Raw genomic sequence first — 23,883 nt, 5'->3', positions numbered from 1 at the left:
GGCACCGTCCTCCCCGGAGCGCTGACCATGCTCGACAGCCCGATCCGCGAACACTTCGACACGCTGCAACAAGCGATGGCCGAAGGCGACTTTCTGGTACTGACCGGCGCCGGCATCAGCACGCCGTCGGGTATCCCGGATTACCGCGACAGTGACGGTGTGCGCCGTGGACGCCAGCCGATGATGTATCAGGAATTTCTCGCCGCCCCAGAATCACGCCGCCGCTATTGGGCGCGGGCGATGCTCGGCTGGCCGCGCGTGCGCCAGGCGCGACCGAATGCGGCGCACGAAGCGCTGGCCCATTTGCAGACGCAGGGGCGGATCAGCGGCTTGATTACGCAGAATGTCGACACCTTGCACGATCAGGCCGGCAGTCCTGACGTCATCGAATTGCACGGCAGCTTGCATCGGGTGCTGTGCCTCGATTGCGGACAGCGAAGTGAGCGCGATGCGATACAGCGGTTGATGGAAATGCACAACCCGTACCTGGCCGGCGTCGATGCGGTGCAGGCGCCGGACGGCGATACCCTGCTCGACCCGGCGTTCGAAGCACGTTTTCAGGTACCGCTTTGCCCTCATTGCGCAGGGGAGCGAATGAAACCGGACGTGGTGTTTTTCGGTGAGAACGTCGCGCAACACACGGCGGAACGGGCCATGACAGCGGCGCGAAATGCGGCAGGAATGCTCGTGGTGGGTTCTTCGTTGATGGCCTATTCGGCGTTTCGCCTGTGCCGGGTCATCGCGGATCGCGGCAAGCCGTTGCTGGCGATCAACCTGGGCAAGACCCGGGCGGATGATTTGCTGGATTTGAAGGTTGAAGGGTCGTGCGAGCAACTTTTGCCCCTGCTGACACAACGCCTGACCACCTGAACACGCACAGCCCGTTTTCACCGGGTCAGTATTTTTCCCTCAAAATATCGAACAACGCCTGCGCCGCCGCCGACAGTTCATTGCCCGGTTCGGTCAAAACGCCAATCGCCCGTTCCACCGAGTCATTCAACGTCAGGCACCGGGCTCCCAGTTCCTGCATCTGCTCGGCACACAACGCCGGCACTGCACTGACTCCCAAGCCACTGGCAACCATCCGCCCGACCGTCGACAGTTGATGGCTTTCGAATTCCACCGGTAGCTTCATGCCGCGAGCCTGCAAATGCTCTTCGAGCATCACCCGCACGGTCGACGGTCGCTGCAAGGTAATGAACGGCTCCAGCAACAAGGTCTGCCAGTCAATCTCGGTGCGTACGGCCAGCGGTGACTCCTGCGAGACCACCGCCACAAACCGATCCATATAGAGCGGTGTAAATGTCATCGAGGTGTTCTGCATCGGTTCGAACGCCACGCCCAACTCCACTTGCCGGTCGCGGACCATTTCCAATACTTGCTCGTTGATCACGTCGTTGACCGTGACGCTGACGTTCGGATACCGCGCCCGAAAGGTCTTGAGGATCGGCGGCAGCAGATTTCCGGCAAACGACGGCATCGCCGCCAGCGTGACTCGCCCGCGTTGCAGGCTGAACCGTTGGCGCATTTCGTCTTCGGCGTTGTCCCAGTCGACAATCAGGCGCCGGGCCAGCGGCAGCAAGGATTCACCCTCCGCCGTCAGCGCCACATTGCGGGTGTTGCGGCTGAACAGACGCCCACCGAGCCCCTCTTCCAAGGCTTTGATGGTCAGGCTCAGCGCCGATTGCGACAGGTGCAACCGCTCGCAGGCGACGGCAAAACTCAGGCTTTGGGCCACGGCGAGGAAGGCGCGGATCTGCTTGATGGTCATGAACGCTATGCTTCCGTATCAGAATCCAATGGATTATTGATCTTTATCAATCAATCAACCTTAAAAATCAACTTAACAAATATATCCTTCAGCGAGACACTCCAGTCATTCGGCTAGCCAGCCGCCCGCAAATAATAAAAGAGGTGCATATGGCAGGTTTCGACAAGCGCGTGAGTTCCTACGAGGAAGCCCTGGCCGGGCTTGAGGACGGCATGACCGTCATCGCCGGCGGCTTTGGTCTGTGTGGCATTCCGGAAAACCTGATCGCCGAGATCAAGCGCAAAGGCACCCGCGACCTCACCGTCGTGTCCAACAACTGCGGCGTCGATGGCTTTGGTCTCGGCGTACTGCTGACCGACCGCCAGATCAGCAAAGTCGTTGCCTCCTACGTCGGCGAAAACAAGCTGTTCGAAGAGCAACTGCTCAAAGGCGAAATTGAAGTCACCCTGACCCCGCAAGGCACCCTCGCCGAAAAAATGCGCGCAGGCGGCGCCGGCATTCCGGCCTTCTTCACCGCCACCGGCGTCGGCACCCCGGTCGCCGAAGGCAAGGAAGTGCGTGAATTCAACGGTCGCAAGTACCTGATGGAAGAGTCCATCACCGGCGACTTCGCCATCGTCAAAGGCTGGAAAGCCGACCATTTCGGTAACGTCATCTACCGCCACACCGCGCAGAACTTCAACCCGCTGGCCGCCACTGCCGGCAAGATCACCGTGGTCGAAGTCGAAGAAATCGTCGAACCCGGCGAACTGGACCCCGCCCATATCCACACACCGGGCATCTACGTCGACCGGGTCATTTGCGGCACGTTCGAAAAGCGCATCGAACAGCGCACCATCCGCAAATAATCCAGGCTGACGGAGAATAAAAACATGGCACTTTCCCGCGAACAAATGGCTCAGCGCGTCGCCCGCGAAATGCAGGACGGCTACTACGTGAACCTTGGCATCGGCATTCCGACCCTGGTCGCCAACTACATCCCCGAAGGCATGGAAGTCATGCTGCAATCGGAAAACGGCCTGCTTGGCATGGGACCTTTTCCGACAGAAGAAACCATCGACGCCGACATGATCAACGCCGGCAAACAAACCGTGACCGCGCGCATTGGCGCGTCGATCTTCAACTCCGCCGAATCCTTTGCGATGATCCGCGGCGGTCATGTCGATCTGACCGTTCTGGGCGCGTTCGAAGTGGACGTTGAAGGCAACATCGCCTCGTGGATGATTCCCGGCAAACTGGTCAAGGGCATGGGCGGCGCCATGGACCTGGTGGCGGGCGCAGACAACATCATCGTCATCATGACTCACGCCTCCAAGGACGGTGAGTCCAAACTGCTGTCCAAGTGCAGCCTGCCACTCACCGGTGCCGGGTGCATCAAACGGGTGCTGACCGACCTCGCCTATCTCGAAATCGAGAACGGTGCGTTCATTCTCAAAGAACGTGCGCCGGGCGTCAGCGTCGAAGAGATCGTCGCCAAAACCGCCGGTAAACTGATCGTGCCTGACCACGTACCGCAAATGCAGTTCGCTGCCCAGTGAGGAATTCGAAAATGCAAGACGTCGTCATTGTTGCCGCCACGCGTACCGCGATCGGCAGTTTCCAGGGCTCTCTGGCCAGCGTTAGCGCGGTTGATCTGGGCGCGGCGGTGATCCGCCAGTTGCTCGAACAGACCGGGCTGGACGGGGCGCAGGTTGATGAAGTGATCATGGGCCAGGTGCTGACGGCCGGCGCCGGCCAAAACCCGGCGCGTCAGGCGGCAATCAAGGCTGGCTTGCCTCACGCCGTGCCGGCCATGACCCTGAACAAGGTCTGCGGCTCAGGCCTCAAGGCCCTGCACCTCGGCGCACAGGCCATCCGTTGCGGCGACGCTGAGGTGATCATTGCCGGTGGCCAGGAGAACATGAGCCTGTCCAACTACGTGATGCCGGGCGCACGCACCGGTCTGCGCATGGGTCATGCGCAAATCGTCGACACCATGATCAGCGATGGCCTGTGGGATGCGTTCAACGATTACCACATGGGCATCACTGCCGAGAATCTGGTCGACAAATACGACATCAGCCGCGAACAGCAGGACGCCTTCGCGGCAGCCTCGCAGCAAAAAGCAGCCGCAGCCATCGAGGCTGGGCGCTTCGTTGATGAAATCACCCCGATCCTGATTCCGCAGCGCAAGGGCGATCCGGTCGCGTTCAAGGTTGATGAACAGCCACGCGGCGAAACCACTGCCCAATCCCTGGCGAAACTGCGTCCGGCCTTCAAAAAGGACGGCAGCGTCACCGCCGGCAATGCTTCATCGCTCAACGACGGCGCGGCCGCCGTGATCCTGATGAGCGCCGAAAAAGCCAAAGCGCTCGGCCTGCCCGTGCTGGCGACCATCGCCGCTTACGCCAACGCCGGTGTTGACCCGGCGATCATGGGCATCGGCCCGGTCTCAGCCACCCGCCGCTGCCTGGACAAGGCGGGCTGGTCGATTGAGCAACTGGATCTGATCGAAGCCAACGAAGCGTTCGCCGCACAATCGCTGGCGGTGACCAAGGATCTGCAATGGGATCAGGACAAGGTCAACGTCAACGGCGGCGCCATCGCCTTGGGTCACCCGATCGGCGCCTCGGGTTGCCGCGTACTGGTGACCTTGCTGCACGAAATGATCAAGCGTGATGCGAAAAAGGGCCTGGCGACCCTGTGCATCGGAGGCGGCCAAGGCGTCGCTCTGGCACTGCAACGCGCATAAAGAGCAATACAGACAGCGGGCGGATCCACGACATCCGCTCGCTGTCTCCCACCCTGTTTCGGGGACAGACCCAAATCTCGTATCCACCACCATCCCCCTGTGGGAGCGGGCTTGCTCGCGAAGGCGTCCGGCCAGCCAACATCTCCGGCGACTGACACACCGTTTTCGCGAGCGACAGCGGGTCAGCCCCGCCAGCAAAGCTCTAAGGCTTGCGCAGCAAATACGTATCCATGATCCACCCATGCTCAGCCCGCGCGGCCTTGCGCACCTGCTCGATTTGATCCGCGACCTCCCCGAGTTTGCCGCTGATGAGAATTTCATCCGGCGTTCCCAGGTAAGCCCCCCAGTAAATCTCGGTCTGCGGATCGGCTACCCGGTGGTAGGCATCTTCGGCATCAAGCATGACCACCAGACTGTCCGCATCACTCACCTGCCCTGCCGCCAAACGCCGGCCCGTGGAGATTTCAATCGAGCGACCAATTGTGTTCAACGGCACTTTGTGCTGCGCTGCCAATGCCTGAACGCTGGTGATGCCGGGAATCACTTCGAACTCGAACTCACAGGCACCGCACGCCAGAAGCGCCCGCAGGATACGAACGGTACTGTCGTACAAAGCCGGATCGCCCCACACCAGAAAACCGCCGCACTGGCCGTCAACCAGCTCTTCATTGATCAGCCGTGCAAAGATTTGCTGCTTCGCCCGGTTCAAATCATCAATGCTGGTGGCGTAGTCCGCGTCGCCACGCTCACGCTCCGGGCTGTGGACTTGGGCGAAGCGGTAGGCGGGATCCGTGATGTAGCGCTCGCAGATCTCGCGGCGCAGATCCATCAACTTGTCCTTGCTCTGGCCTTTGTCCATCAAAAAGAACACATCCACCCGATTCAGCGCCTTCACCGCTTGCATCGTGATGTAGTCCGGGTTGCCAGCGCCAATGCCGATGACCAGCAGTCGTTTCATCAGACAGCGCCTCCATCATCGAGACTGGGCAGACGCAGGCGCCAGCGCTCGGTGAAGCGCAGTTCGACCACTGACAGTGGCTCGACATCGATGTCATGAAACGCCGAGCCGCGCATCATCTGGATCAACGCGGCGCGGATGATAAACGGATGGGTCACTGCCACGACGTGTCCCGGCGTGGTTTGCAAACTGACCAGCCATGCCGCCACTCGCTCACACAGATGCGCAACCGACTCACCACCGTGGGGCGTGGCGTGTGGGTCCTGGAGCCAGGCGTACAGCGCTTGTTCCTGTTTAAGTTGCAGGTCCTTGATCGACTGGCCGTGCCAGCGCCCCCAGTCACAGTCACGCAGCACCTCGTCAACTTGCGCATCCGCGCCGAACCACGCCGCCGTCTGTCGGGTGCGCAATTCAGGGCCGCAAATCAAACGGCGGGCGGAACTGAAACGTGAGGCCAACGCATCAGACGCTGACCGGATATTTTCAACAGGCTCATTCGTAGGAAAATGCGCCAATTTCTGTGAGACGGTTCGCGCATGGCAAATCAGTGTCAAACGGGTGGTCTGCACAATGAATTCCTCTGTCGAGCACCATGAAATCAACGGCCTGATGCCGAAGTGTTGGCAATTGTGCCGTAAATAAAGGGCTCCAGGGCTGCCCGATGAAATACCGCGATACCCGCCGACACTGGGAAAGTGGCAATATCTGACACCTCCACGGGCAATGGACTACAAGACACGTCGACTTCCGTGTAGCCCTTGTTACACGGGCATCCTGCCCTGTTTTGGGGCCGTTTCAACAGGATAAAAAATTCACTAGACATGTAGCGTAAGTTACATAAATACTGTTTTAGCGAATTGTGAAGCAAATTCGACACCTTCATCCAGCAGGAGCCAGGATGCCCCCTCTCAGAGACCTGATCACCGACCCCGACCTCGATCTCACGCCGTCGGAGCGCAAAGTCGTTCGCGCCTTGCTTGATCAGTACCCGCGCAACGGCCTGGGGCCCATGGCACGACTGGCCGAGCATGCCGGTGTCAGCGACCCGACCATTGTGCGCCTGGTAAAGAAACTCGGCTTCGGCGGTTATGCCCAATTCCAGGATGCGCTGCTCAGCGACATGGATCATCGCCTGCGCTCGCCGCGCACCCTGTTGCAACCCCGCGCGCACCAGAACAAGGATGACGCCTGGAGCCACTACCTGAGCGACAGTCATCGTCTGCTGGTCGAAACCCAATCGCTGACTCAACCCGAAGATGTGCGCATTCTCACGGACTGGCTGCTCGACGTTCGGCATCAGGTGTACTGCTTTGGCGGGCGCTTCTCCAGCCTGATGGCGAACTACCTGCTCAATCACCTGCGCCTGCTGCGCCCTGGTTGCTTTGCCCTGGATGACAATGCGCAACTGCCCGATCGCCTGTTCGATCTGCAGCGCCAGGACGTCGTGCTGGTGTTCGACTATCGCCGCTACCAGACCCAAGCCCTGCGCGTCGCTAGCGCAGCAAAAAACAATAACGCGCGCGTGGTGCTGTTCACCGACATCTACGCCTCGCCGCTGCGCGAACTGGCCGACCTGATCATCAGCGCCCCGGTGGAGTCGGCTTCGCCGTTCGACACCATGGTGCCAGCACTGGCTCAGGTCGAAGCGCTGATAGCCTGTCTGACCCTGCGCAGTGAGAATCTGGCCGATCGCCTGGAAGGCATCGATGCCCTGCGCAATGACTTCAACACCCACCTGCTGGAGGATAAATAAGGATGTTCAGCCTTCCCCACCGCTCGCCGCGGGACTTGCCATTTGTCACTGACCACACCGCGTTGCTGCTGGTGGACATGCAGCGTGCCTGGCTCGAACCGCAGTTCGACCCGCACCTGAACGGCCCGGACGCCGAGTACTTCCTGACCCGCACCCACATGCAGGTGGTGCCCAATCAACGCCGGTTGCTCAGTGCCTTTCGTCAGACGCGGCAGAACGTACTGCACACCCTGATTGAAAGTCTGACCGCCGATGGCCGCGACCGCTCGCTTGACCACAAGCTCTCGGACATGCACCTGCCCAAAGGCAGCTCACAGGCGCGGATCATTGATGACCTGACCCCGGTGGAAAACGAAATCGTCCTGCCGAAAACCTCTTCCGGGGTCTTCAACTCGACCAACATCGACTATGTGCTGCGCAATCTGCAAACCCGCCATCTGATCATCGCCGGTATCGTTACCGACCAGTGCGTCGACATGGCGGTGCGCGATGCCGCCGACCGTGGCTATCTGGTGACCCTGGTCGAAGACGCCTGCGCCACTTATAGCGCCGAGCGCCATCACGCCTGTCTGAACGCGATCAAGGGGTATTGCTGGATCACCGACACCGACACCGTGCTCGCCCGGTTGCAGGAGATGCAGCCATGAGCCCCCGCCTGACACCGCTGCCGATGACCACTATCGTCACCACTGACCTGATCGGCATCACCCGTGGCCGCTCGTTCCCCACCGACGAACTTGAGCACTACCAGGCCGCCGGTTGTGGCTGGGTGCCCGCCAACAGCGCCTTGACACCTCAGGACATCATCGCCTCGACCAATCCATGGGGCGCCTATGGCGACCTGCGTTTGATCCCGGATCTGGCCAGCCGCGTGATTGTCGGCAACGGCCCGGATGCCGACGCACCGGCGCTGGATTTCATTCACGGCGACATCCGCGAAACCGATGGCCGTCCGTGGGGGGCCTGCCCGCGTACGCTGCTGCGTGATGAGGTGGAACGTTATCGCGACCAGTTGGGTTTGCAGGTCAACGCCGCGTTTGAACACGAGTTCAATCTGCACGCCGGTTTTGTCGAACATCTGGCGTTTTCCCTCGAAGCCCAGCGTCAGGGCGCCGAATTCGGCGGCTGGCTGCTCAGCGCCTTGCGCGCCGGTGGCGTCGAGCCGGAAATGTTCCTGCCCGAATACGGCAAGCACCAATACGAAATCACCTGTCGGCCGACCCTGGGTGTCGCCGCCGCGGATCGTGCGGTCAACGTGCGCGAAATCACCCGCGAGATCGCCCGGCAGATGGGCCTGGACCTGAGTTTCGCACCGAAGACCTCGGCGGACGCGGTGTGCAACGGCGTGCACCTGCACGTCAGCCTGCTCGACCTGGCCGGTCAGCCAATGCTCTACGACGCCGGCACCCGCAACGGCTTGTCGACCCTCGGCCAGCATTGGGCGGCGGGGGTTGTGCATTATTTGCCGGCGCTGTGTGCGTTCACCGCGCCAACCCCGGTGTCGTATGAGCGCTTGCAGCCGCACCACTGGAGCGCGTCCTATGCGTGCCTTGGCCAGCAGAACCGTGAAGCGGCGTTGCGTATCTGCCCGACCGTGACACTGGGCGGCAAATCCGTGGCCACACAGTTCAACCTTGAATTCCGGGCGATGGACGCCACCGCCTCGCCGCACCTGGCAATGGCTGCACTGCTGATCGCCGGCCGCTTGGGGATCGAACAGCGTCTGGCGCTGAACGCGATCACCGATGACATTCCCGATTCACTCAACGACGAGCAACGCAAGGCCCGGGGTATCGTTGCCCTGCCCGCCTCGCTGGCCCAGGCGCTGGATTGCCTGCGCGACAGTGCAGCCTTCAATGAATGGCTGCCCAAGCCGTTGCTCGACACGTATCACGCCCTTAAAACCGAGGAACTGGCGCTGACGGAACAGCTCTCGCCCGCTGACCTGTGTGAGCACTATGCACGCCTGTACTGAGCCCGCCGAGCTTGGGTTGTATACCCGACCGGTCTACAACCTGAGCCGCGCCGACTCGACGCATCCGGTGATCCTGGTGTGCGAGCACGCCAGCCATTACATCCCCGCGGCCCTGAACAACCTGGGCCTGGACGATATCGCCGCGCGTGAACACATCGCCTGGGACATCGGCGCATTGCAACTGGCCGAGCAGTTATCGCAAACACTCGGTGCAACGCTGTTGAGCGCCAACTATTCACGTCTGTTGATCGACCTGAATCGGCCACGGCACGCCCCGGACAGCATTCCGGCGCAAAGTGAGATTTATCAGGTGCCGGGTAACCGCGAGCTGGACGAAGCCACTCGCGAATACCGGCGCCAGGCACTGTTCAAACCGTTTCACACGCGCTTGCAAATGTTGATCGACGAGCGGATTGCGCTGGGCCAACCGGTACGGGTGGTGGGGATTCACAGTTTCACGCCGGTGTATTACGGCCAGCCGCGAACGGTGGAAGTCGGCGTGCTGTTCGGTCAGGCCAAGGTGTATGCCCAGCGTCTGCTCGACGGTCTGGAGCAACATCCGTTGAACGTGGCCGGCAATCAGCCGTACAGAATTGACCCACTGGGCGACATGACCGTGCCGGTTCACGGCGATGCCCGGGGCCTGGATTCAGTGCTCATCGAGGTGCGCAACGACTTGCTGCACAGCCCCGAAGCCGTATCGCGCTGGGCCGGATACCTCGCACCATTGCTGTAAAGAAACACTGCTGACGTTGTACATGATGGACCGATAGAACAACTAAAAAATGACCGACTGGCTGACAAGGAGTTGCGCTTCATGGAAATTGAAGAATTCGGCTACAAGCAAGAGTTGAAACGTAGCCTGACACTTACTGACCTGGTGGTGTACGGGATGATCTTCATGATCCCCATCGCCCCGTTTGGCGTGTATGGCTACGTCAATGCCGAGGCGCCCGGGATGGTGCCGCTGGCCTACATCATCGGCATGGTGGCGATGCTTTTTACAGCGTTGAGCTACGGCAGCATGGCCCGAGCCTTTCCGATTGCCGGATCGGTCTATTCCTACGCGCAACGCGGCTTGAATCAACATGTCGGCTTCATCGCCGGCTGGCTGATGCTGCTCGACTACCTTCTGATTCCGCCGTTGCTCTACGTCTACGCGGCGATGGCACTCAACCATTTGTACCCGGATATTCCGAAAGTCGGTTTCATTCTGGCCTTCCTGGTCAGTGCGACGTTCGTCAACCTGCGCGGCATCACCTTCACCGCACGGATGAACATCATCTTCCTGCTGGCCCAACTGGTCGTTCTGGGCATCTTCCTCTTCTATGCCTGGACGGCCCTGCACAACGGTGGCGGTAACGGCGAACTGACGTTGGCGCCGTTGTACAACACCGAGACCTTCAACTTCGCCCTGCTGATGCAAGCGGTGTCGATTGCGGTGCTGTCCTTCCTGGGCTTCGACGCGATCTCGACCCTGGCCGAAGAAATCAAGGGTGATCCGGGCCGCAGTGTCGGCAAAGCGGCACTGATCACGCTGGTGGTGATGGGCGTGATTTTCGTTGCCCAAACCTGGATTGCCACTGACCTCGCCGCCGGCATGGGCTTCACGTCCGCCGACACTGCGTTCTATGAAATCGCCGAAATCGCCGCTGGCAGCTGGCTTGCCACCCTGACCGGTGTCGCGACCGCCCTGGCTTGGGGTGTAGCGGTGGCAATCACCTCGCAAGCGGCTGTATCGCGCCTGCTGTTCGGCATGGCCCGCGACGGCAAACTGCCGAAAGTGCTGGCCAAGGTCCACCCCAAACACAACACACCGTACTTGAGCATTTATCTGGTGGCGGTGCTGTCGCTGGTGATCTGCTACCTGTTCATCAACTCGGTCGACACCCTGACGTCGCTGGTCAACTTCGGCGCGCTCAGCGGCTTCATGCTGCTGCACCTGACCGTGATCAACTACTACTGGCGTCGGCAGAAGTCCGGTCAGATCGTGCGCCATCTGATCTGCCCGGTGATCGGTTTCATCATCGTCGCGGCCATCATGTACAACATGGGCGTCGATGCACAGAAACTCGGCCTGATCTGGATCGCTCTGGGCCTGGTGTACCTGTTCTTCCTCAACAAACTCGGGGCTAGCACCGCGCTGCCGGACCCAAGCAACGGCTGACAAGAAAAAGAGCAGCGTCTGACAACAAATCAGGCGCACGCCGATTTAACGCGTGGAAACCGACAGTGATAGTCAGGTTCGGTGAATTCGCCGAACCTTTTGATACAGGAGTACATCCATGCTGGCCTTACGCCCAGTCGCGCAGACTGACCTGCCCCAGCTACAACAACTGGCCCGCGACAGTTTGGTGGGCGTGACGTCCCTGCCGGACGACAGCGACCGTTTGCGTGAAAAAATCGCCGGTTCCTGCGCTTCGTTTGCCGCAGACGCCACCGCCCATGGCCCGGAGAACTACTTCTTCGTGCTGGAAGACCTCGACAGCCAACAACTGCTCGGTTGCTCCGAAATCCTCGCCACTGCCGGTTTCGACGAACCGTTCTACAGCCTGCGCAATCGCCATTTCACCAGCGCCTCGCGAGAGCTGAACATCGAACACGGCGTGCCGGCGCTTTCGTTGTGCCACGACCTGAACGACCACACGCTGCTGCGCGGTTTCCACATCAACGCTGCGCTGGTGGGGACGCCGTTTTCCGAATTGCTCTCGCGGGCGCGCCTGCTGTTCATCGCGGCCCATGCGCAACGGTTCGCCGAAGCCGTGATTACCGAAATCGTCGGCTACAGCGATGAAAACGGCCATTCGCCCTTCTGGGACGCGCTGGGCAAGCACTTCTTCGACCTGCCCTATGCCGAAGCCGAGCGTCTGTGCGGATTGCAGAACCGTACGTTTCTGGCTGAACTGATGCCGCAATACCCGATCTACGTGCCGATGCTGCCGCAGGCCGCACAAGACTGCATTGGCCGCATCCACCCGGACGGTCAGGAAGCCTTCGACATTCTTGAGCGTGAAGGCTTTGAAACCAACAGCTACATCGATCTGTTCGACGCCGGCCCGACCCTGTATGCACGCACAGCGACTATCCGCTCGATCGCCCGCAGCCAGACGGTACACGTGCGGCAACAGTCGCAAATCGATGCGCGTGGCCGTTATCTGCTGAGCAACGATGCGTTGCACGGTTTTCGGTGCATCGTCGCCGAACTCGATTACCACCCCGATCAACCGCTGTCTCTCACCCCTGCAATGTGTGCGGCGCTGAATGTGACCGATGGCAACCCGATCCGGCTGATAGCCCTGTGAACCGCGCCCGGCTCCGCACCCAACGACAGTGCCCGAACAGGCGCGCAGAAGGAGTTACAGCATGATTGTCCGCCCGGTTAAAGTCAGTGACCTGCCCGCCTTGATGGCGCTGGTACAACAGGCCGGCCCGGGGTTCACCACCCTGCCGGTCAACGAAGATCGCCTGGCCCACCGCGTGCGTTGGGCGCAACGTGCATTCGCCGAGCAAGTGGAACGTGCCGATGCCGACTATCTGTTTGTGCTCGAAGACGATGACCAGCGCGTGGTCGGTGTCAGCGCAATGGCCGGAGCGGTCGGCCTGCGCGAGCCCTGGTACAACTATCGGGTCGGTTTGACGGTGAGTTCGGCGCCGGATCTGGGCATTCAACGCCAGATTCCCACGCTGTTCCTGAACAACGAATTGACCGGCCAATCGGAACTGTGCTCGCTGTTCCTGCGGCATGACCAGCGCCATGGCAGTAACGGTCGGCTTTTGTCACTGGGGCGCTTGCTGTTCGTCGCCGAATTTCCGCATCTGTTTGGCGAAAAGATGATCGCCGAACTGCGCGGCAGCGCCGATGAACTGGGGTGTTCGCCGTTTTGGGACAGCCTGGGCCGGCATTTCTTCCAGATGGACTTCAGCCACGCCGATCACCTGTCGGGGCTGGGCAACAAATCGTTCATCGCCGAGCTGATGCCACGCCAGCCGCTGTACACCTGCCTGCTCACTGAGCAGGCCCAGGCCGCTATCGGTCAGGCGCATCCCAATACCGAGCCGGCGCTGAAAATCCTTCAGGCCGAAGGTTTTGCGCACAAAGGCTATATCGACATTTTCGATGGTGGCCCGGTGATCGAATCACCGATCCGAAACATCCGCACGGTGCGCGACAGCCTTGAGCTGACCTTGAGCCTCGGCAGCCCCGACGAGCAGGCCCCCTTGTGGCTGATCCACAACCGTCGCCTGGAAAACTGCCGCATCACCGTCGCTCGCGCCCGTTGCGTCGGCAGCAGCCTGGTGATCGACCGCCTCACGGCCAAACGCCTGCAACTGCAACCAGGCAACTCGGTACGGGCGGTGATGCTGCCCAATCAACAGCGGCATGCCGTGGCGGCATGAACCGGCCATGGAAATCTGCCGCCAAAGATGAATCCTTTCAGCCAAAGGCGCATGTTTAACCCCAGCCCCGCAAATTCGTCATGATCCTTGACCCATTCGCGTGATAGCCTTTTCATCCTTCGGCGTTGACACCTTTGCTCAAGCCCTTCCATTCCTTTGTATTGGTGGAACTCGTATGACCAGGCTTTCTCATCAAGATTTGCGCCGTAATTTCCGTCAACTTCTGGCATCCGATACCTGCTACCACACGGCTTCGGTGTTCGACCCGATGTCGGCCCGCATTGCCGCTGACCTGGGTTTTGAAGTGGGGATTCTCGGTGGTTCGGTGGCCTCGTTGCAGGTGCTCGGCGCCCCGGACTTTGCCCTGATCACCCTCAGCGAGTTTGCCGAACAGGCCACCCGCATTGGCCGCGTCGCCCAATTGCCGGTCATCGCCGACGCCGACCACGGCTACGGCAACGCCCTCAACGTGATGCGCACCATCGTCGAACTGGAACGCGCCGGCGTCGCCGCCCTGACCATCGAAGACACCTTGCTGCCCGCGCAATTCGGGCGCAAATCCACCGACCTGATCACGGTCGCCGAAGGCGTCGGCAAGATCCGCGCCGCACTCGAAGCCCGGGTCGATTCGGAAATGGCCATCATCGCCCGCACCAACGCCGGCATCCTGCCGAACCAGGAAATCATCAGCCGCACCCGTCAGTATCAGGCCGCAGGCGCCGATGGTATCTGCATGGTCGGGGTGCAGGATTTCGATCAGTTGGAACAAATCGCCGAACACCTGACCGTGCCGCTGATGCTGGTCACCTACGGCAACCCGGCACTGCGTGACGACAAGCGTCTGGCCGAACTGGGCGTGCGCGTGACCATCGATGGCCATGGCGCTTACTTCGCGGCCATCAAGGCCACCTACGACAGCCTGCGCGAACAGCGGCAGATTTTCACCCAGGCTTCGGACTTGAGCGCGACCGAACTGACGCACACCTATACCCAGCCGGAGGAGTACATTCTCTGGGCGAAGGAATACATGAGCGTCAAGGAGTAACGCGGTGGCCGGACTGACGTCAGCCGCTAAACCGGCGCCTTGTACGCCACCTCCCGCTGCATCGCCCGCGTCAGAATTCGCTCTATCGCGGATGCAACATAGAGGGACTCAGACCGAGTCGAGCAATGGCTGCCTGGGCAGGTTGTCGCAATTGCAGATCACCCGATTCCGCCCGCCGGCCTTGGCTTCGTACAACGCCTGATCGGCATCATTGAGCCAGCGCGTCGCATCGGCATGGGCCGGTTCGTACGCCGCCAGGCCAATACTCAAACTGACCTTCAACGCCGGATTCTGCTCGTAACCCAGCGTCGCGAAGCGCTCACGCAACGCCTCCATGGCCTGGGCGGCGTTGAACAGCGGCAACTCCGGGAGGATCACGCAGAATTCATCGCCCCCGTAACGCCCTGCAATGTCGGTCACGCGCAGGTTTTGCTTGAGCATTTTGCTCAACTGCCGTAGCACGATGTCGCCGGCCACATGGCCGTAGGTGTCGTTGATCGCCTTGAAATGGTCAATGTCGATCAACGCGATCGCCGCGCCCTGCTGCTGCCGTTTGCAGCGCTGAAAGGCAATCTCCAGTTGATCCTTCCACGCGCCGTGGTTGAGCAATCCGGTGAGGCTGTCGGTGCGGCTCAGGGCCAGCAATTCGCGTTTATGCAGGCCCAGCGTGTAGGCCTGACGAAAGCAGATCCAGCCCAGCGCCAACGGATACAGCATCAGCAATGGCAGGCAGGCATATAACTGCAAGGGCGTTGTCTGGGGAATGAACACCGGGGCAAACACCACCAGACCGACACACACACCGAGAATCTGCGCCGCCGTGCCGGCCAGCAAAAAACGCAAACCGCCGATGGCGACGTTATTCATCGCCATCATCGAAATGGTCGTGGCGCTGGGTAGCGGATTGAACTGCATCGCCGCAACCCAGAAACCGCCGAGAAACGCGTCGATCAACAGGTTTCGGTGTTCGGCGTAGTAAGGCACTTTGGCCCGACGCGCCCACTGAAACGCCAGATGTGGCCAGAGCAAGCCGTTGAACAGCATCAGGGCCCAAACCCACAGCGACGGATCGAGCGGGTACATCGCCATGCTCACGCATAACAACCCCAACGCCAGACCGAGGATTCGCGATGTATAAAGCCTCCTGGCCAATGAAAGTCCCTTTCCCCCGGTGTTTCTCATAAGGGCCTCGTTCGTTTAAAAGAACCTTGGCGCACCGTCAGACGGATGTGTCTGGAGTCTATCAGGGCGACGTTAAATAGCCATCGCCGGCCCGCGAGCTCGACCCGGTACACAAACCCGCTCCCACAAAGCAAATATTTGGCTATACATGAAAGGAGGAAAACGGAAAAACAACTATAAGAAGGAGGCCCATGCAGACCTGCCAAGTGTTGATCATCGGCAGCGGTTTTGGTGGCCAGTGCGCGGCAGTCAATCTGCTCAAGGCCGGGATCGACGATTTTCGCCTGCTGGAACGGCGCTACTTCTTCGGCGGCACCTGGTGCCAGAACACCTACCCGGGCGCTGCAGTGGACGTGCCGTCGCCACTGTATTCACTGTCGTTCGCGCCGTACCGCTGGTCGCAGATGTTTGCCGGACAAGCGGAGTTGCACCGTTACACCGAGCATGTGATCGACGAGTTCGGCCTGCGCGAGCGGGTGGAACTGCAAGCCAATGTCGAACGCATCGAATGGGACGACACTGAAAAGCACTGGGCGGTCCACACCGGCACCAAGGGCACGTTCTACGCGCGGTTCCTGATCAACGCCACCGGCCCCTTGAGCCAACCGGTGATCCCGCACTTCCCCGGGCAGGAGCGCTTTGAAGGCAAGACGTTTCATACAAACCATTGGGATCACAGCTACGACTATCGCGGTAAACGCGTGGCCATCGTCGGCAGCGGTGCCAGCGCGGCACAGGTGATTCCGGCCATTGCGGCGCACGTCGAACGACTGCATGTGTTCCAGCGCACGCCGCACTGGGTGTTGCCTCGCGCTGATCGCATCTTCGGGCCGGTTCAGCGTTGGCTACTGGGTTTGAAACCGGCTTACAAACTCCTGCGCTGGCTGATCTACTGGCAATTCGAAACCCGGGTCATCGCCTTCAAATACTCGAAACCGGCGATTCACCTGGTGCAAAAGCAAGCGCTGCGCTTTCTCAAACGCCAGGTAGCGGATCCAGAGCTGCAAGAAAAACTCACTCCCGACTTCACCATCGGCTGCAAGCGGGTACTGGTTTCGAGCACCTACTACCCGGCACTGACCCGACCCAACGTCACGCTGCACACCCGTGAGCAAGGTATCGCCTCCATCGATGAAACCGGGATCAACACCCAGGACGGCCAGCACCTTGATGTCGACCTGATTGTCTGGTCGACCGGTTACGACGCCACCGATGGCGTTATTTCCTACTCGGCCAGCGGAAAAAACGCCGTGCAACTCAGAGATGTCTGGGCCGAGTATCCCCGCGCCTACCTCGGCACCAGCCTGCCGGACTTCCCCAATCTGTTTATCGTCACCGGCCCCAACACGGGCATTGGCCACACTTCGGCGCTGTTTATTATCGAGTCGCAGATGAATTACATCCTCGACTGCATCCGCACCGTGCAAGCCAATGGTTTGCGCAGCATCGAAGTACGCCCCGAAGCGGAACGTACCTACACTGAGATGATCCACCGGGAGATGGAGCGCACCGTCTGGAAGTCCGGCGGCTGCCACAGTTGGTATCAAAGCAAGAGCGGTCATGTGATCGCGATGTTTCCCGGCTTCAGTTTCAGCTATTACCGGTTGACCCGGTCGCTGAAACCGGCCGACCACATTCTGTCCTGAACACGTAAAAGGAAGACGTCGATGCTTTTGCTGTTTGTCGCCCTCGCGGTTTTCGTGGCCTGGAGCTGGTTGAGTTATCCGGCGGTCGGTCATTGGCTCTATGACTTGAACATGGCCATCGAGGCCAAGTGGTACAAGCTGCACAAAATTGAAGTGCCCATCGCCGAGATGACGGTGTCGACCTGGCAGGGCGGGCCGTATGAGGCCGCCAGCGCGATCCTGATGCTGCACGGCTACAGTGGCGACAAGAACCTGTGGCTGCGCTTCTCCCGGCATTTTGTGCGTCAGTATCGGGTGATCATTCCGGACCTGGCCGGCCACGGTGAAACCGGCTTCAAGGCAGGAGGCGGTTACGACATTGCGCTGCAGGCCAAACGCATGATCCAGTTGCTCGACGTCTGCGGCGTGGAGAAGGTCCATGTGATCGGCAATTCAATGGGGGGCTACATTGCTGCGTGGCTGGCGGCGACGTATCCGGATCGCATTGCCTCGGTGGCGCTGATCGACCCGGCCGGTGTGACGGCACCGCAGGCCAGCGACATGGAGCGTCATCTGGCCCGAGGGCATAACCCGTTTTTGATCAACTCCCGGGAAGAATTCCGCCAGTTTTATGCCATGACCATGGCTTCGCCGCCGTGGGTGCCGAACCTGGTGCTGGATGCCATCGCCCAGCGCTACGAGCAGCAACGCGATGAACTGGAAGAGATCTTCCGCGACTTGCGCGCCAGCCCGCCGATGGAGCCGAAACTGGCCGACATCAAATGCCCCGCCCTGCTGCTGTGGGGGCGCAAGGATCGCTTGATCGACGTCAGCAGCGTGCCGGTCTGGAGCAAGGGCATCGCCAATTTGCGGGTGGACGTGTGGGATAACGTGGGGCACATGCCGATGGTCGAGCAGCCGGGGAATACCGCACGGTTGTACCGGGAGTTCTTGGGAAATCAGCGATGAACATCCTCTACGACGAGCGCCTCGACGGCCCGTTGCCTGAGGTGAACAAAGCTCAATTGCTCAAGGCCTTGCAGCAAGCCATCCCGGATCTCGACGTCTTGTGGCGCGATGAAGAGCTCAAGCCTTACGAATGCGATGGTTTGTCGGCTTACCGCACCACGCCCATGCTGGTTGCCCTGCCCCGTCGTCTTGATCAGGTGCAGGCGCTGCTCAAACTCTGCCATCAACAAAACGTCCCCGTTGTTGCCCGTGGCGCTGGCACCGGTTTGTCCGGCGGGGCCTTGCCACTGGCAAAAGGGCTGTTGCTGGTGATGGCGCGCTTCAACAACATCCTGCACATCGACCCGGCCGCGCGCACCGCACGAGTCCAACCGGGCGTGCGTAATCTGGCGATCTCCCAGGCTGGCGCACCGTTCGGGTTGTATTACGCGCCGGACCCATCGTCGCAAATCGCCTGCTCGATTGGCGGCAATGTTGCCGAAAACGCCGGGGGCGTGCACTGCCTCAAGTACGGTTTGACCGTACACAACGTGCTGAAAATCGAAATCCTGACCATCGAGGGCGAACGCCTGACTCTGGGCTCTGACGCCCTCGATGCAGCGGGTTTCGACCTGCTCGCGCTGTTCACCGGCTCCGAAGGTTTGCTGGGGATCATCACCGAAGTCACGGTCAAACTGCTGCCAAAACCTCAAGTGGCGAAGGTGCTGCTGGCCAGTTTCGATTCCGTGGAAAAGGCTGGCCGGGCGGTGGCCGACATCATCGCGGCGGGAATCATTCCCGGCGGTCTGGAGATGATGGACAACCTCGCCATCCGTGCCGCCGAAGACTTCATCCACGCCGGTTACCCGGTCGACGCCGAGGCCATTCTGTTGTGTGAACTCGACGGCGTCGAAGCCGATGTCCACGACGATTGCCTGCGCGTGCGTGAGGTCATGAGTAAGGCCGGCGCCACCGAAGTACGCCAGGCACGCGACGAAGCCGAGCGCGTGCGCTTGTGGGCAGGACGCAAGAACGCGTTCCCGGCCATTGGCCGATTGTCCCCGGATTATTACTGCATGGACGGCACCATACCGCGCCGCGAACTGCCCGGTGTGCTGCAAGGCATCGCCCGCCTCGGCGCCGAATATGGTTTGCGCGTGGCCAACGTATTTCATGCCGGCGACGGCAACATGCACCCGCTGATCCTGTTCGACGCCAATCAGCCCGGCGAGCTGCACCGCGCCGAGGCCTTGGGCGGCAAGATCCTCGAATTGTGCGTGCAGGTGGGCGGCAGCATCACCGGCGAACACGGGGTCGGCCGCGAGAAGATCAATCAGATGTGCGCGCAGTTCAACAGCGCTGAACTGAGCCTGTTCCACGCCGTAAAAGCCGCGTTCGACCCGCAAGGCTTGCTCAACCCCGGCAAAAACATTCCAACCCTGCACCGCTGCGCCGAATTCGGCGCCATGCACATTCATGCCGGGCAACTGCCATTCCCCGAGCTGGAGCGTTTCTGATGGCCGAATTCGATGCCGCCAGCGCCCTGCTCGATCAGGTCAACGAGGCGCGGAACAGTGCCACGCCACTGAAAATCCAGGGCGGCAACAGCAAAGCGTTTCTGGGGCGCGAGGTGGCCGGCGAGGTACTCGACACCCGTGAGCATCGCGGCATTGTTCACTATGAGCCGACCGACCTGGTGATCACGGTTCGTGCCGGCACGCCATTAGCCGAACTGCTCGCGACGCTGGACGCTGCCGGGCAAATGTTGCCGTGCGAGCCGCCGGCGTTTGCTGAAAGCGCCACGGTCGGCGGCATGATCGCCACAGGCCTGTCCGGGCCCCGGCGGCCATGGTCGGGCTCGGTGCGCGATTTCGTCCTCGGCACTCGGGTGATCACCGGGCTCGGCCAGCACCTGCGTTTTGGCGGTGAAGTGATGAAAAACGTCGCCGGTTATGACCTGTCGCGGCTGATGACCGGCAGTTTCGGTTGCCTCGGCGTACTGACTGAAGTCTCGCTCAAAGTCCTGCCCAAACCTCGGCAATGCCTGAGCATCCGCCTCGACATCGACTGCGCCCGCGCCTTGGCCAATCTGGCCGAATGGGGCCAGCAACCGCTGCCCATCAGCGCGGCGTGTCACGATGGCGACAGTCTGTACCTGCGTCTTGAGGGAGGCGAAGGCTCGGTGACGGCGGCGCATCAACGCTTGGGCGGAGAGCCGCTGGACTCGGTGTTCTGGCGCGATTTGAACGAGCACCGTTTGCCGTTTTTCGACGAAGGCCTGCCGTTATGGCGCCTGTCATTGCCGAACAATCTCGGGCCACTGGACTTGTCCGGCAAGCAATTGATCGACTGGGCCGGCGCGCAACGCTGGCTCAAATCTGCCAACGAAGGCATTCACGCCCTCGCCGAGGGCCTTGGCGGCCACGCCACTTGCTTCACCCACGGCCACGACACGCCGTTTCAGCCCTTGGCGCCGGCACTGCTGCGCTATCACCGGCAACTCAAAACGCAACTCGACCCGCAAGGGCTGTTCAACCCCGGTCGAATGTACGCAGAGTTCTAGCCATGCAAACCACCCTCAGCGAGCAATCCCGCCAACTGCCCCGCGCCGCCGAGGCGGAAAAAATCCTGCGTACCTGCGTGCATTGCGGTTTTTGCAACGCAACGTGCCCGACTTATCAACTGCTCGGCGATGAACTCGATGGCCCGCGTGGGCGTATCTACCTGATCAAGCAAGTGCTTGAGGGCGCGCCGGCGACTGCGCAGACACAACTGCATCTGGATCGCTGCCTGTCGTGCCGCAACTGCGAAACCACCTGCCCGTCCGGCGTCGATTATCACAACTTGCTCGACATCGGCCGGGCAGTGGTCGATCAGGCGGTGCCGCGCCCGGTGGCGCAACGCATGCTGCGTGAAGGGTTGCGGGCACTCGCGCCGAATCCCGGTTTGTTTAAAGGTTTGTTGCGAGTGGGCACGACATTCCGGCCGCTGTTGCCGCGCATGATTGAAAGCAAACTGCCGCAGCACCTGCCGAGCTCGGGTGTGCGCCCGTCCCCACGGCATGCGCGCCGGGTTCTGCTGCTGGAAGGCTGCGTGCAACCAGGTTTGTCGCCCAATACCAATGACGCAACGGCGCGGGTGCTGGATCGCCTGGGGATCAGCATCACCCCGGTGGCCGAAGCCGGCTGCTGCGGCGCGCTGGACTATCACCTCGACGCCCAGGCCAAGGGCCTCGACCGCGCCCGGCAAAACATCGACGCGTGGTGGCCGCATCTGCAAAACGGCGCTGAAGCCATTGTGCAGACCACCAGCGGTTGCGGCGCGTTCATCAAGGATTACGGGCATTTGCTCAGGGACGATCCGCGCTATGCCGACAAGGCACGGCGGATCAGCGAGCTGACCTTGGATCTGGTGCAAGTGCTTGCGCAAGAACCGCTGGAGCAGGTCTGTGCCGCCAGCGAACGACGGATCGCCGTGCATTGCCCGTGTACGTTGCAACACGCACTGAAACTCGGCGGCGCGGTGGAAGCCGTGCTGACGCGTTTGGGTTTCAACCTCACGGCCGTGCCGGACGGGCATTTGTGCTGCGGTTCGGCAGGCACCTACTCGCTGACGCAACCGGTGCTGGCCCGGCAACTGCGTGATAACCGCCTCAACGCGCTGGAAAGCGGCCGCCCGCAACTGATCGTCACTTCAAACATCGGTTGTCAGAGCCACCTGGCCAGTGCTGGACGCACACAGGTTTTGCACTGGGTCGAATGGGTGGATCAGTCGTTGGCAGAATGAAGTCCGTAGGATTCTTCGTTTGCCCGCGCAGGCGAAGGCTGCGATCTTTTCCTCCATCCATTACGTGACCGTGGCAGGAATTTTTTTCATGACCGTGCAGCCTTTCGTCAGCCCCGACCTGATTCGCCAACGCTTCTCCAAAGCGATGTCCGACATGTACCGCGAAGAAGTGCCGCTGTACGGCGCACTGCTGGCACTGGTGGAGCAGACCAACCGCGATGTGCTCGCACGTCAGCCAGACATCGCCCGACAGCTCAACAGCACGGGTGAAATCGAACGGCTGGACATGGAGCGCCATGGCGCGATCCGCGTCGGCACCGCGACTGAACTGGCCACCCTCGCCCGCCTGTTCGCCGTGATGGGCATGCAACCGGTGGGTTATTACGACCTGACGCCGGCGGGCGTACCGGTGCATTCCACCGCGTTTCGTGCGGTGCATGAAGAGGCGCTGCAAATCAGCCCATTTCGCGTGTTTACCTCGTTGTTACGCCTGGAGTTGATTGACGATCCTGAACTGCGCGCCTTTGCCGAATCGGTGCTGGCCAAGCGTTCAATCTTTACTGAGGCGGCATTACGTTTGATCGCACAGGCTGAGACGGCCGGAGGACTGAGTGAGGCAGACGCCGCGGAGTTTGTCCTACAGGCACTGGAGACCTTTCGCTGGCATCACAGCGCAACCGTCACCGCCGCGCAGTACCAGACGCTCAGCGCCCAGCATCGTTTGATCGCTGACGTCGTCGCGTTCAAAGGCCCGCACATCAACCACCTGACACCGCGCACACTGGATATCGACAGCGTGCAGGCGCAGATGCCAACCCACGGCATCACCCCAAAAGCGGTCATCGAAGGCCCGCCACGCCGGCAGTGCCCGATCTTGCTGCGTCAGACCAGTTTCAAAGCGTTGGACGAACCAATCGCCTTCACCGACCAGCGTGAAACCCGCGGCAGCCACAGCGCCCGTTTCGGCGAAATCGAACAACGCGGCGCAGCGCTGACGCCCAAGGGCCGGGCGCTGTATGACCGTTTACTGAATGCCGCCCGCGACGAACTCGGCGACTTCCCCAATGAAGCCAACGCCGCACGCTACAACGCGCTGATGACTCAACACTTTGGCGAATTTCCTGACAGCGTCGAGGGCATGCGCGAACAGGGCCTGGCGTACTTTCGCTATTTCGCCACGGAAAAAGGCGTGGCGGCGGGTAGCCTCAATGCCGCTTCTTTGGAGGATTTGTTACGCGACGGTTATGTGAAAGCTGAACCGCTGGTGTACGAAGATTTCCTGCCAGTCAGTGCGGCGGGGATCTTTCAATCGAACCTTGGGGATGCAGCGCAGGCCCACTATGGCGAACATTCCAACCGACAGGCATTCGAGCTGGCGCTGGGACGCTCGACGATTGATGAATTGGGGTTGTATGCGCAAACCCAGCAACGTTCGATTGAGGAATGCGTTGCTGCGCTTGAATCTCGCCAATAGTGGCCACACGCCATTGTGCGCAACTTCTTGCGCACTCAAATGTGGATAACCGTGTGGACACATCTCTACAGCCCACGTAATCCGTTCTGTACAGACGAGTGCGCAACTTCTTGCGCAGTACTGCGCAAGAAGTTGCGCACTTCAGACCTCAAATCCGCACGAAAAACAGTCAAAAACCCGATCAGGTGCAGCCTCACCCCCGGCTCCCGGGCACTTCACAAAACCTGGCACGCTACT

Annotated in this window: 22 protein-coding genes; 18 read left to right on the top strand and 4 right to left on the bottom strand. The window is 60.8% G+C overall.

Annotated elements, in window-relative coordinates; translation table 11 throughout:
* The first annotated feature begins 27 nt into the window (after positions 1 to 27).
* The gene (locus AACY50_RS14065) at positions 28 to 870 is read left to right on the top strand and encodes an NAD-dependent protein deacetylase (RefSeq protein WP_339538727.1); all 843 of its coding nucleotides are present in this window, start codon (positions 28 to 30) and stop codon (positions 868 to 870) included.
* 25 nt (positions 871 to 895) lie between these two features.
* Here the strand turns inward: AACY50_RS14065 and AACY50_RS14060 are convergent, their stop codons facing one another.
* Entirely contained in the window at positions 896 to 1,771 is an 876-nt protein-coding gene (locus AACY50_RS14060; protein ID WP_339538726.1) for a LysR family transcriptional regulator, read from the bottom strand.
* A gap of 149 nt (positions 1,772 to 1,920) precedes the next feature.
* Here AACY50_RS14060 and AACY50_RS14055 point away from each other — a divergent pair, with 149 nt between their 5' ends.
* From AACY50_RS14055 to AACY50_RS14045, 3 genes are read left to right on the top strand one after another with little or no spacing between them, the layout of a single operon-like run.
* Positions 1,921 to 2,619 carry a CoA transferase subunit A gene (locus tag AACY50_RS14055; protein WP_221733817.1) on the top strand — a complete coding sequence of 233 codons (699 nt, stop codon included), beginning with the start codon at positions 1,921 to 1,923 and terminating at the stop codon, positions 2,617 to 2,619.
* A gap of 24 nt (positions 2,620 to 2,643) precedes the next feature.
* Positions 2,644 to 3,309, top strand: coding sequence for a CoA transferase subunit B (locus tag AACY50_RS14050; protein WP_339433922.1), 666 nt, complete (start codon positions 2,644 to 2,646; stop codon positions 3,307 to 3,309).
* 11 nt (positions 3,310 to 3,320) lie between these two features.
* Positions 3,321 to 4,502 carry an acetyl-CoA C-acetyltransferase gene (locus tag AACY50_RS14045; protein ID WP_339538725.1) on the top strand — a complete coding sequence of 394 codons (1,182 nt, stop codon included), beginning with the start codon at positions 3,321 to 3,323 and terminating at the stop codon, positions 4,500 to 4,502.
* A 202-nt stretch (positions 4,503 to 4,704) separates the two neighbouring features.
* On the opposite strand, the gene cobF is transcribed toward AACY50_RS14045, so the two are convergent.
* Positions 4,705 to 5,460 (bottom strand): precorrin-6A synthase (deacetylating), encoded by a 756-nt coding sequence (gene cobF / locus AACY50_RS14040; protein WP_339538724.1) that lies wholly within the window; start codon positions 5,458 to 5,460, stop codon positions 4,705 to 4,707.
* On the bottom strand, positions 5,460 to 6,029 hold the full coding sequence (locus AACY50_RS14035) for a histidine phosphatase family protein (protein WP_339538723.1): 570 nt from the start codon (positions 6,027 to 6,029) through the stop codon (positions 5,460 to 5,462). The genes cobF and AACY50_RS14035 overlap by 1 nt, the downstream gene beginning before the upstream one ends.
* 329 nt (positions 6,030 to 6,358) lie before the next feature.
* Here AACY50_RS14035 and AACY50_RS14030 point away from each other — a divergent pair, with 329 nt between their 5' ends.
* From AACY50_RS14030 to AACY50_RS13995, 8 genes are all read left to right on the top strand, one after another.
* Positions 6,359 to 7,213, top strand: coding sequence for a MurR/RpiR family transcriptional regulator (locus AACY50_RS14030; RefSeq protein ID WP_339433926.1), 855 nt, complete (start codon positions 6,359 to 6,361; stop codon positions 7,211 to 7,213).
* A 2-nt stretch (positions 7,214 to 7,215) separates the two neighbouring features.
* Positions 7,216 to 7,860 carry an isochorismatase family cysteine hydrolase gene (locus AACY50_RS14025; RefSeq protein ID WP_339433927.1) on the top strand — a complete coding sequence of 215 codons (645 nt, stop codon included), beginning with the start codon at positions 7,216 to 7,218 and terminating at the stop codon, positions 7,858 to 7,860.
* Positions 7,857 to 9,188: a glutamine synthetase gene (locus AACY50_RS14020; RefSeq protein WP_339494744.1), complete on the top strand. Its 1,332-nt coding sequence runs from the start codon at positions 7,857 to 7,859 to the stop codon at positions 9,186 to 9,188. The genes AACY50_RS14025 and AACY50_RS14020 overlap by 4 nt, the downstream gene beginning before the upstream one ends.
* On the top strand, positions 9,172 to 9,924 hold the full coding sequence (locus tag AACY50_RS14015; protein WP_339538722.1) for an N-formylglutamate amidohydrolase: 753 nt from the start codon (positions 9,172 to 9,174) through the stop codon (positions 9,922 to 9,924). Before AACY50_RS14020 ends, AACY50_RS14015 begins: the two co-directional genes overlap by 17 nt.
* Before the next feature lie 81 nt (positions 9,925 to 10,005).
* Positions 10,006 to 11,355, top strand: a complete 1,350-nt coding sequence (locus tag AACY50_RS14010; protein ID WP_339538721.1) for an APC family permease — start codon at positions 10,006 to 10,008, stop codon at positions 11,353 to 11,355.
* Positions 11,356 to 11,473: 118 nt separating this feature from the next.
* On the top strand, positions 11,474 to 12,490 hold the full coding sequence (locus AACY50_RS14005) for an arginine N-succinyltransferase (RefSeq protein WP_339466572.1): 1,017 nt from the start codon (positions 11,474 to 11,476) through the stop codon (positions 12,488 to 12,490).
* 61 nt (positions 12,491 to 12,551) lie between these two features.
* Entirely contained in the window at positions 12,552 to 13,586 is a 1,035-nt protein-coding gene (gene astA / locus AACY50_RS14000; protein WP_339433931.1) for an arginine N-succinyltransferase, read from the top strand.
* Between the two features lie 175 nt (positions 13,587 to 13,761).
* Positions 13,762 to 14,631 (top strand): isocitrate lyase/PEP mutase family protein, encoded by an 870-nt coding sequence (locus AACY50_RS13995; protein ID WP_221733829.1) that lies wholly within the window; start codon positions 13,762 to 13,764, stop codon positions 14,629 to 14,631.
* Between the two features lie 108 nt (positions 14,632 to 14,739).
* Here AACY50_RS13995 and AACY50_RS13990 read toward each other — a convergent pair whose 3' ends face one another.
* Positions 14,740 to 15,813 (bottom strand): diguanylate cyclase, encoded by a 1,074-nt coding sequence (locus AACY50_RS13990; RefSeq protein WP_339466568.1) that lies wholly within the window; start codon positions 15,811 to 15,813, stop codon positions 14,740 to 14,742.
* A gap of 191 nt (positions 15,814 to 16,004) precedes the next feature.
* Between AACY50_RS13990 and AACY50_RS13985 the strand changes: the two genes are divergently transcribed.
* The 6 genes from AACY50_RS13985 (at position 16,005) to hglS (ending at position 23,646) form a co-directional block, all read left to right on the top strand.
* Positions 16,005 to 17,459, top strand: a complete 1,455-nt coding sequence (locus AACY50_RS13985; RefSeq protein ID WP_339538720.1) for a flavin-containing monooxygenase — start codon at positions 16,005 to 16,007, stop codon at positions 17,457 to 17,459.
* Positions 17,460 to 17,480: 21 nt separating this feature from the next.
* A complete protein-coding gene (locus AACY50_RS13980) occupies positions 17,481 to 18,407 on the top strand; it encodes an alpha/beta fold hydrolase (RefSeq protein ID WP_339433934.1) in 927 nt (308 codons plus the stop codon).
* The gene (gene glcD / locus AACY50_RS13975) at positions 18,404 to 19,903 is read left to right on the top strand and encodes a glycolate oxidase subunit GlcD (RefSeq protein WP_339538719.1); all 1,500 of its coding nucleotides are present in this window, start codon (positions 18,404 to 18,406) and stop codon (positions 19,901 to 19,903) included. Before AACY50_RS13980 ends, glcD begins: the two co-directional genes overlap by 4 nt.
* Complete coding sequence (gene glcE / locus AACY50_RS13970) at positions 19,903 to 20,949, top strand: glycolate oxidase subunit GlcE (protein WP_339466565.1); 1,047 nt, start codon at positions 19,903 to 19,905, stop codon at positions 20,947 to 20,949. The genes glcD and glcE overlap by 1 nt, the downstream gene beginning before the upstream one ends.
* 2 nt (positions 20,950 to 20,951) lie before the next feature.
* Positions 20,952 to 22,172 (top strand): glycolate oxidase subunit GlcF, encoded by a 1,221-nt coding sequence (gene glcF / locus AACY50_RS13965; RefSeq protein ID WP_339466563.1) that lies wholly within the window; start codon positions 20,952 to 20,954, stop codon positions 22,170 to 22,172.
* A gap of 88 nt (positions 22,173 to 22,260) precedes the next feature.
* The gene (hglS, locus tag AACY50_RS13960) at positions 22,261 to 23,646 is read left to right on the top strand and encodes a 2-oxoadipate dioxygenase/decarboxylase HglS (protein ID WP_339538718.1); all 1,386 of its coding nucleotides are present in this window, start codon (positions 22,261 to 22,263) and stop codon (positions 23,644 to 23,646) included.
* Positions 23,647 to 23,883 lie beyond the last annotated feature (237 nt).

The organism is Pseudomonas sp. RA_15y_Pfl2_54 (assembly GCF_963971015.1).
GTDB lineage: Bacteria > Pseudomonadota > Gammaproteobacteria > Pseudomonadales > Pseudomonadaceae > Aquipseudomonas > Aquipseudomonas baetica_A.
The sequence above is the reverse complement of the archived record's forward strand: the minus strand, read 5'-3'. Positions and strand labels throughout refer to the sequence as shown.

Bases quoted from the DNA above. Each gene is read 5' to 3' on its own strand.
- AACY50_RS14065 (WP_339538727.1), top strand. From the start codon at position 28: ATGCTCGACAGCCCGATCCGCGAACACTTCGACACGCTGCAACAAGCG.
- AACY50_RS14060 (WP_339538726.1), bottom strand. From the start codon at position 1,771: ATGACCATCAAGCAGATCCGCGCCTTCCTCGCCGTGGCCCAAAGCCTG.
- AACY50_RS14055 (WP_221733817.1), top strand. From the start codon at position 1,921: ATGGCAGGTTTCGACAAGCGCGTGAGTTCCTACGAGGAAGCCCTGGCC.
- AACY50_RS14050 (WP_339433922.1), top strand. From the start codon at position 2,644: ATGGCACTTTCCCGCGAACAAATGGCTCAGCGCGTCGCCCGCGAAATG.
- AACY50_RS14045 (WP_339538725.1), top strand. From the start codon at position 3,321: ATGCAAGACGTCGTCATTGTTGCCGCCACGCGTACCGCGATCGGCAGT.
- cobF (WP_339538724.1), bottom strand. From the start codon at position 5,460: ATGAAACGACTGCTGGTCATCGGCATTGGCGCTGGCAACCCGGACTAC.
- AACY50_RS14030 (WP_339433926.1), top strand. From the start codon at position 6,359: ATGCCCCCTCTCAGAGACCTGATCACCGACCCCGACCTCGATCTCACG.
- AACY50_RS14025 (WP_339433927.1), top strand. From the start codon at position 7,216: ATGTTCAGCCTTCCCCACCGCTCGCCGCGGGACTTGCCATTTGTCACT.
- AACY50_RS14020 (WP_339494744.1), top strand. From the start codon at position 7,857: ATGAGCCCCCGCCTGACACCGCTGCCGATGACCACTATCGTCACCACT.
- AACY50_RS14015 (WP_339538722.1), top strand. From the start codon at position 9,172: ATGCACGCCTGTACTGAGCCCGCCGAGCTTGGGTTGTATACCCGACCG.
- AACY50_RS14010 (WP_339538721.1), top strand. From the start codon at position 10,006: ATGGAAATTGAAGAATTCGGCTACAAGCAAGAGTTGAAACGTAGCCTG.
- AACY50_RS14005 (WP_339466572.1), top strand. From the start codon at position 11,474: ATGCTGGCCTTACGCCCAGTCGCGCAGACTGACCTGCCCCAGCTACAA.
- astA (WP_339433931.1), top strand. From the start codon at position 12,552: ATGATTGTCCGCCCGGTTAAAGTCAGTGACCTGCCCGCCTTGATGGCG.
- AACY50_RS13995 (WP_221733829.1), top strand. From the start codon at position 13,762: ATGACCAGGCTTTCTCATCAAGATTTGCGCCGTAATTTCCGTCAACTT.
- AACY50_RS13990 (WP_339466568.1), bottom strand. From the start codon at position 15,813: ATGAGAAACACCGGGGGAAAGGGACTTTCATTGGCCAGGAGGCTTTAT.
- AACY50_RS13985 (WP_339538720.1), top strand. From the start codon at position 16,005: ATGCAGACCTGCCAAGTGTTGATCATCGGCAGCGGTTTTGGTGGCCAG.
- AACY50_RS13980 (WP_339433934.1), top strand. From the start codon at position 17,481: ATGCTTTTGCTGTTTGTCGCCCTCGCGGTTTTCGTGGCCTGGAGCTGG.
- glcD (WP_339538719.1), top strand. From the start codon at position 18,404: ATGAACATCCTCTACGACGAGCGCCTCGACGGCCCGTTGCCTGAGGTG.
- glcE (WP_339466565.1), top strand. From the start codon at position 19,903: ATGGCCGAATTCGATGCCGCCAGCGCCCTGCTCGATCAGGTCAACGAG.
- glcF (WP_339466563.1), top strand. From the start codon at position 20,952: ATGCAAACCACCCTCAGCGAGCAATCCCGCCAACTGCCCCGCGCCGCC.
- hglS (WP_339538718.1), top strand. From the start codon at position 22,261: ATGACCGTGCAGCCTTTCGTCAGCCCCGACCTGATTCGCCAACGCTTC.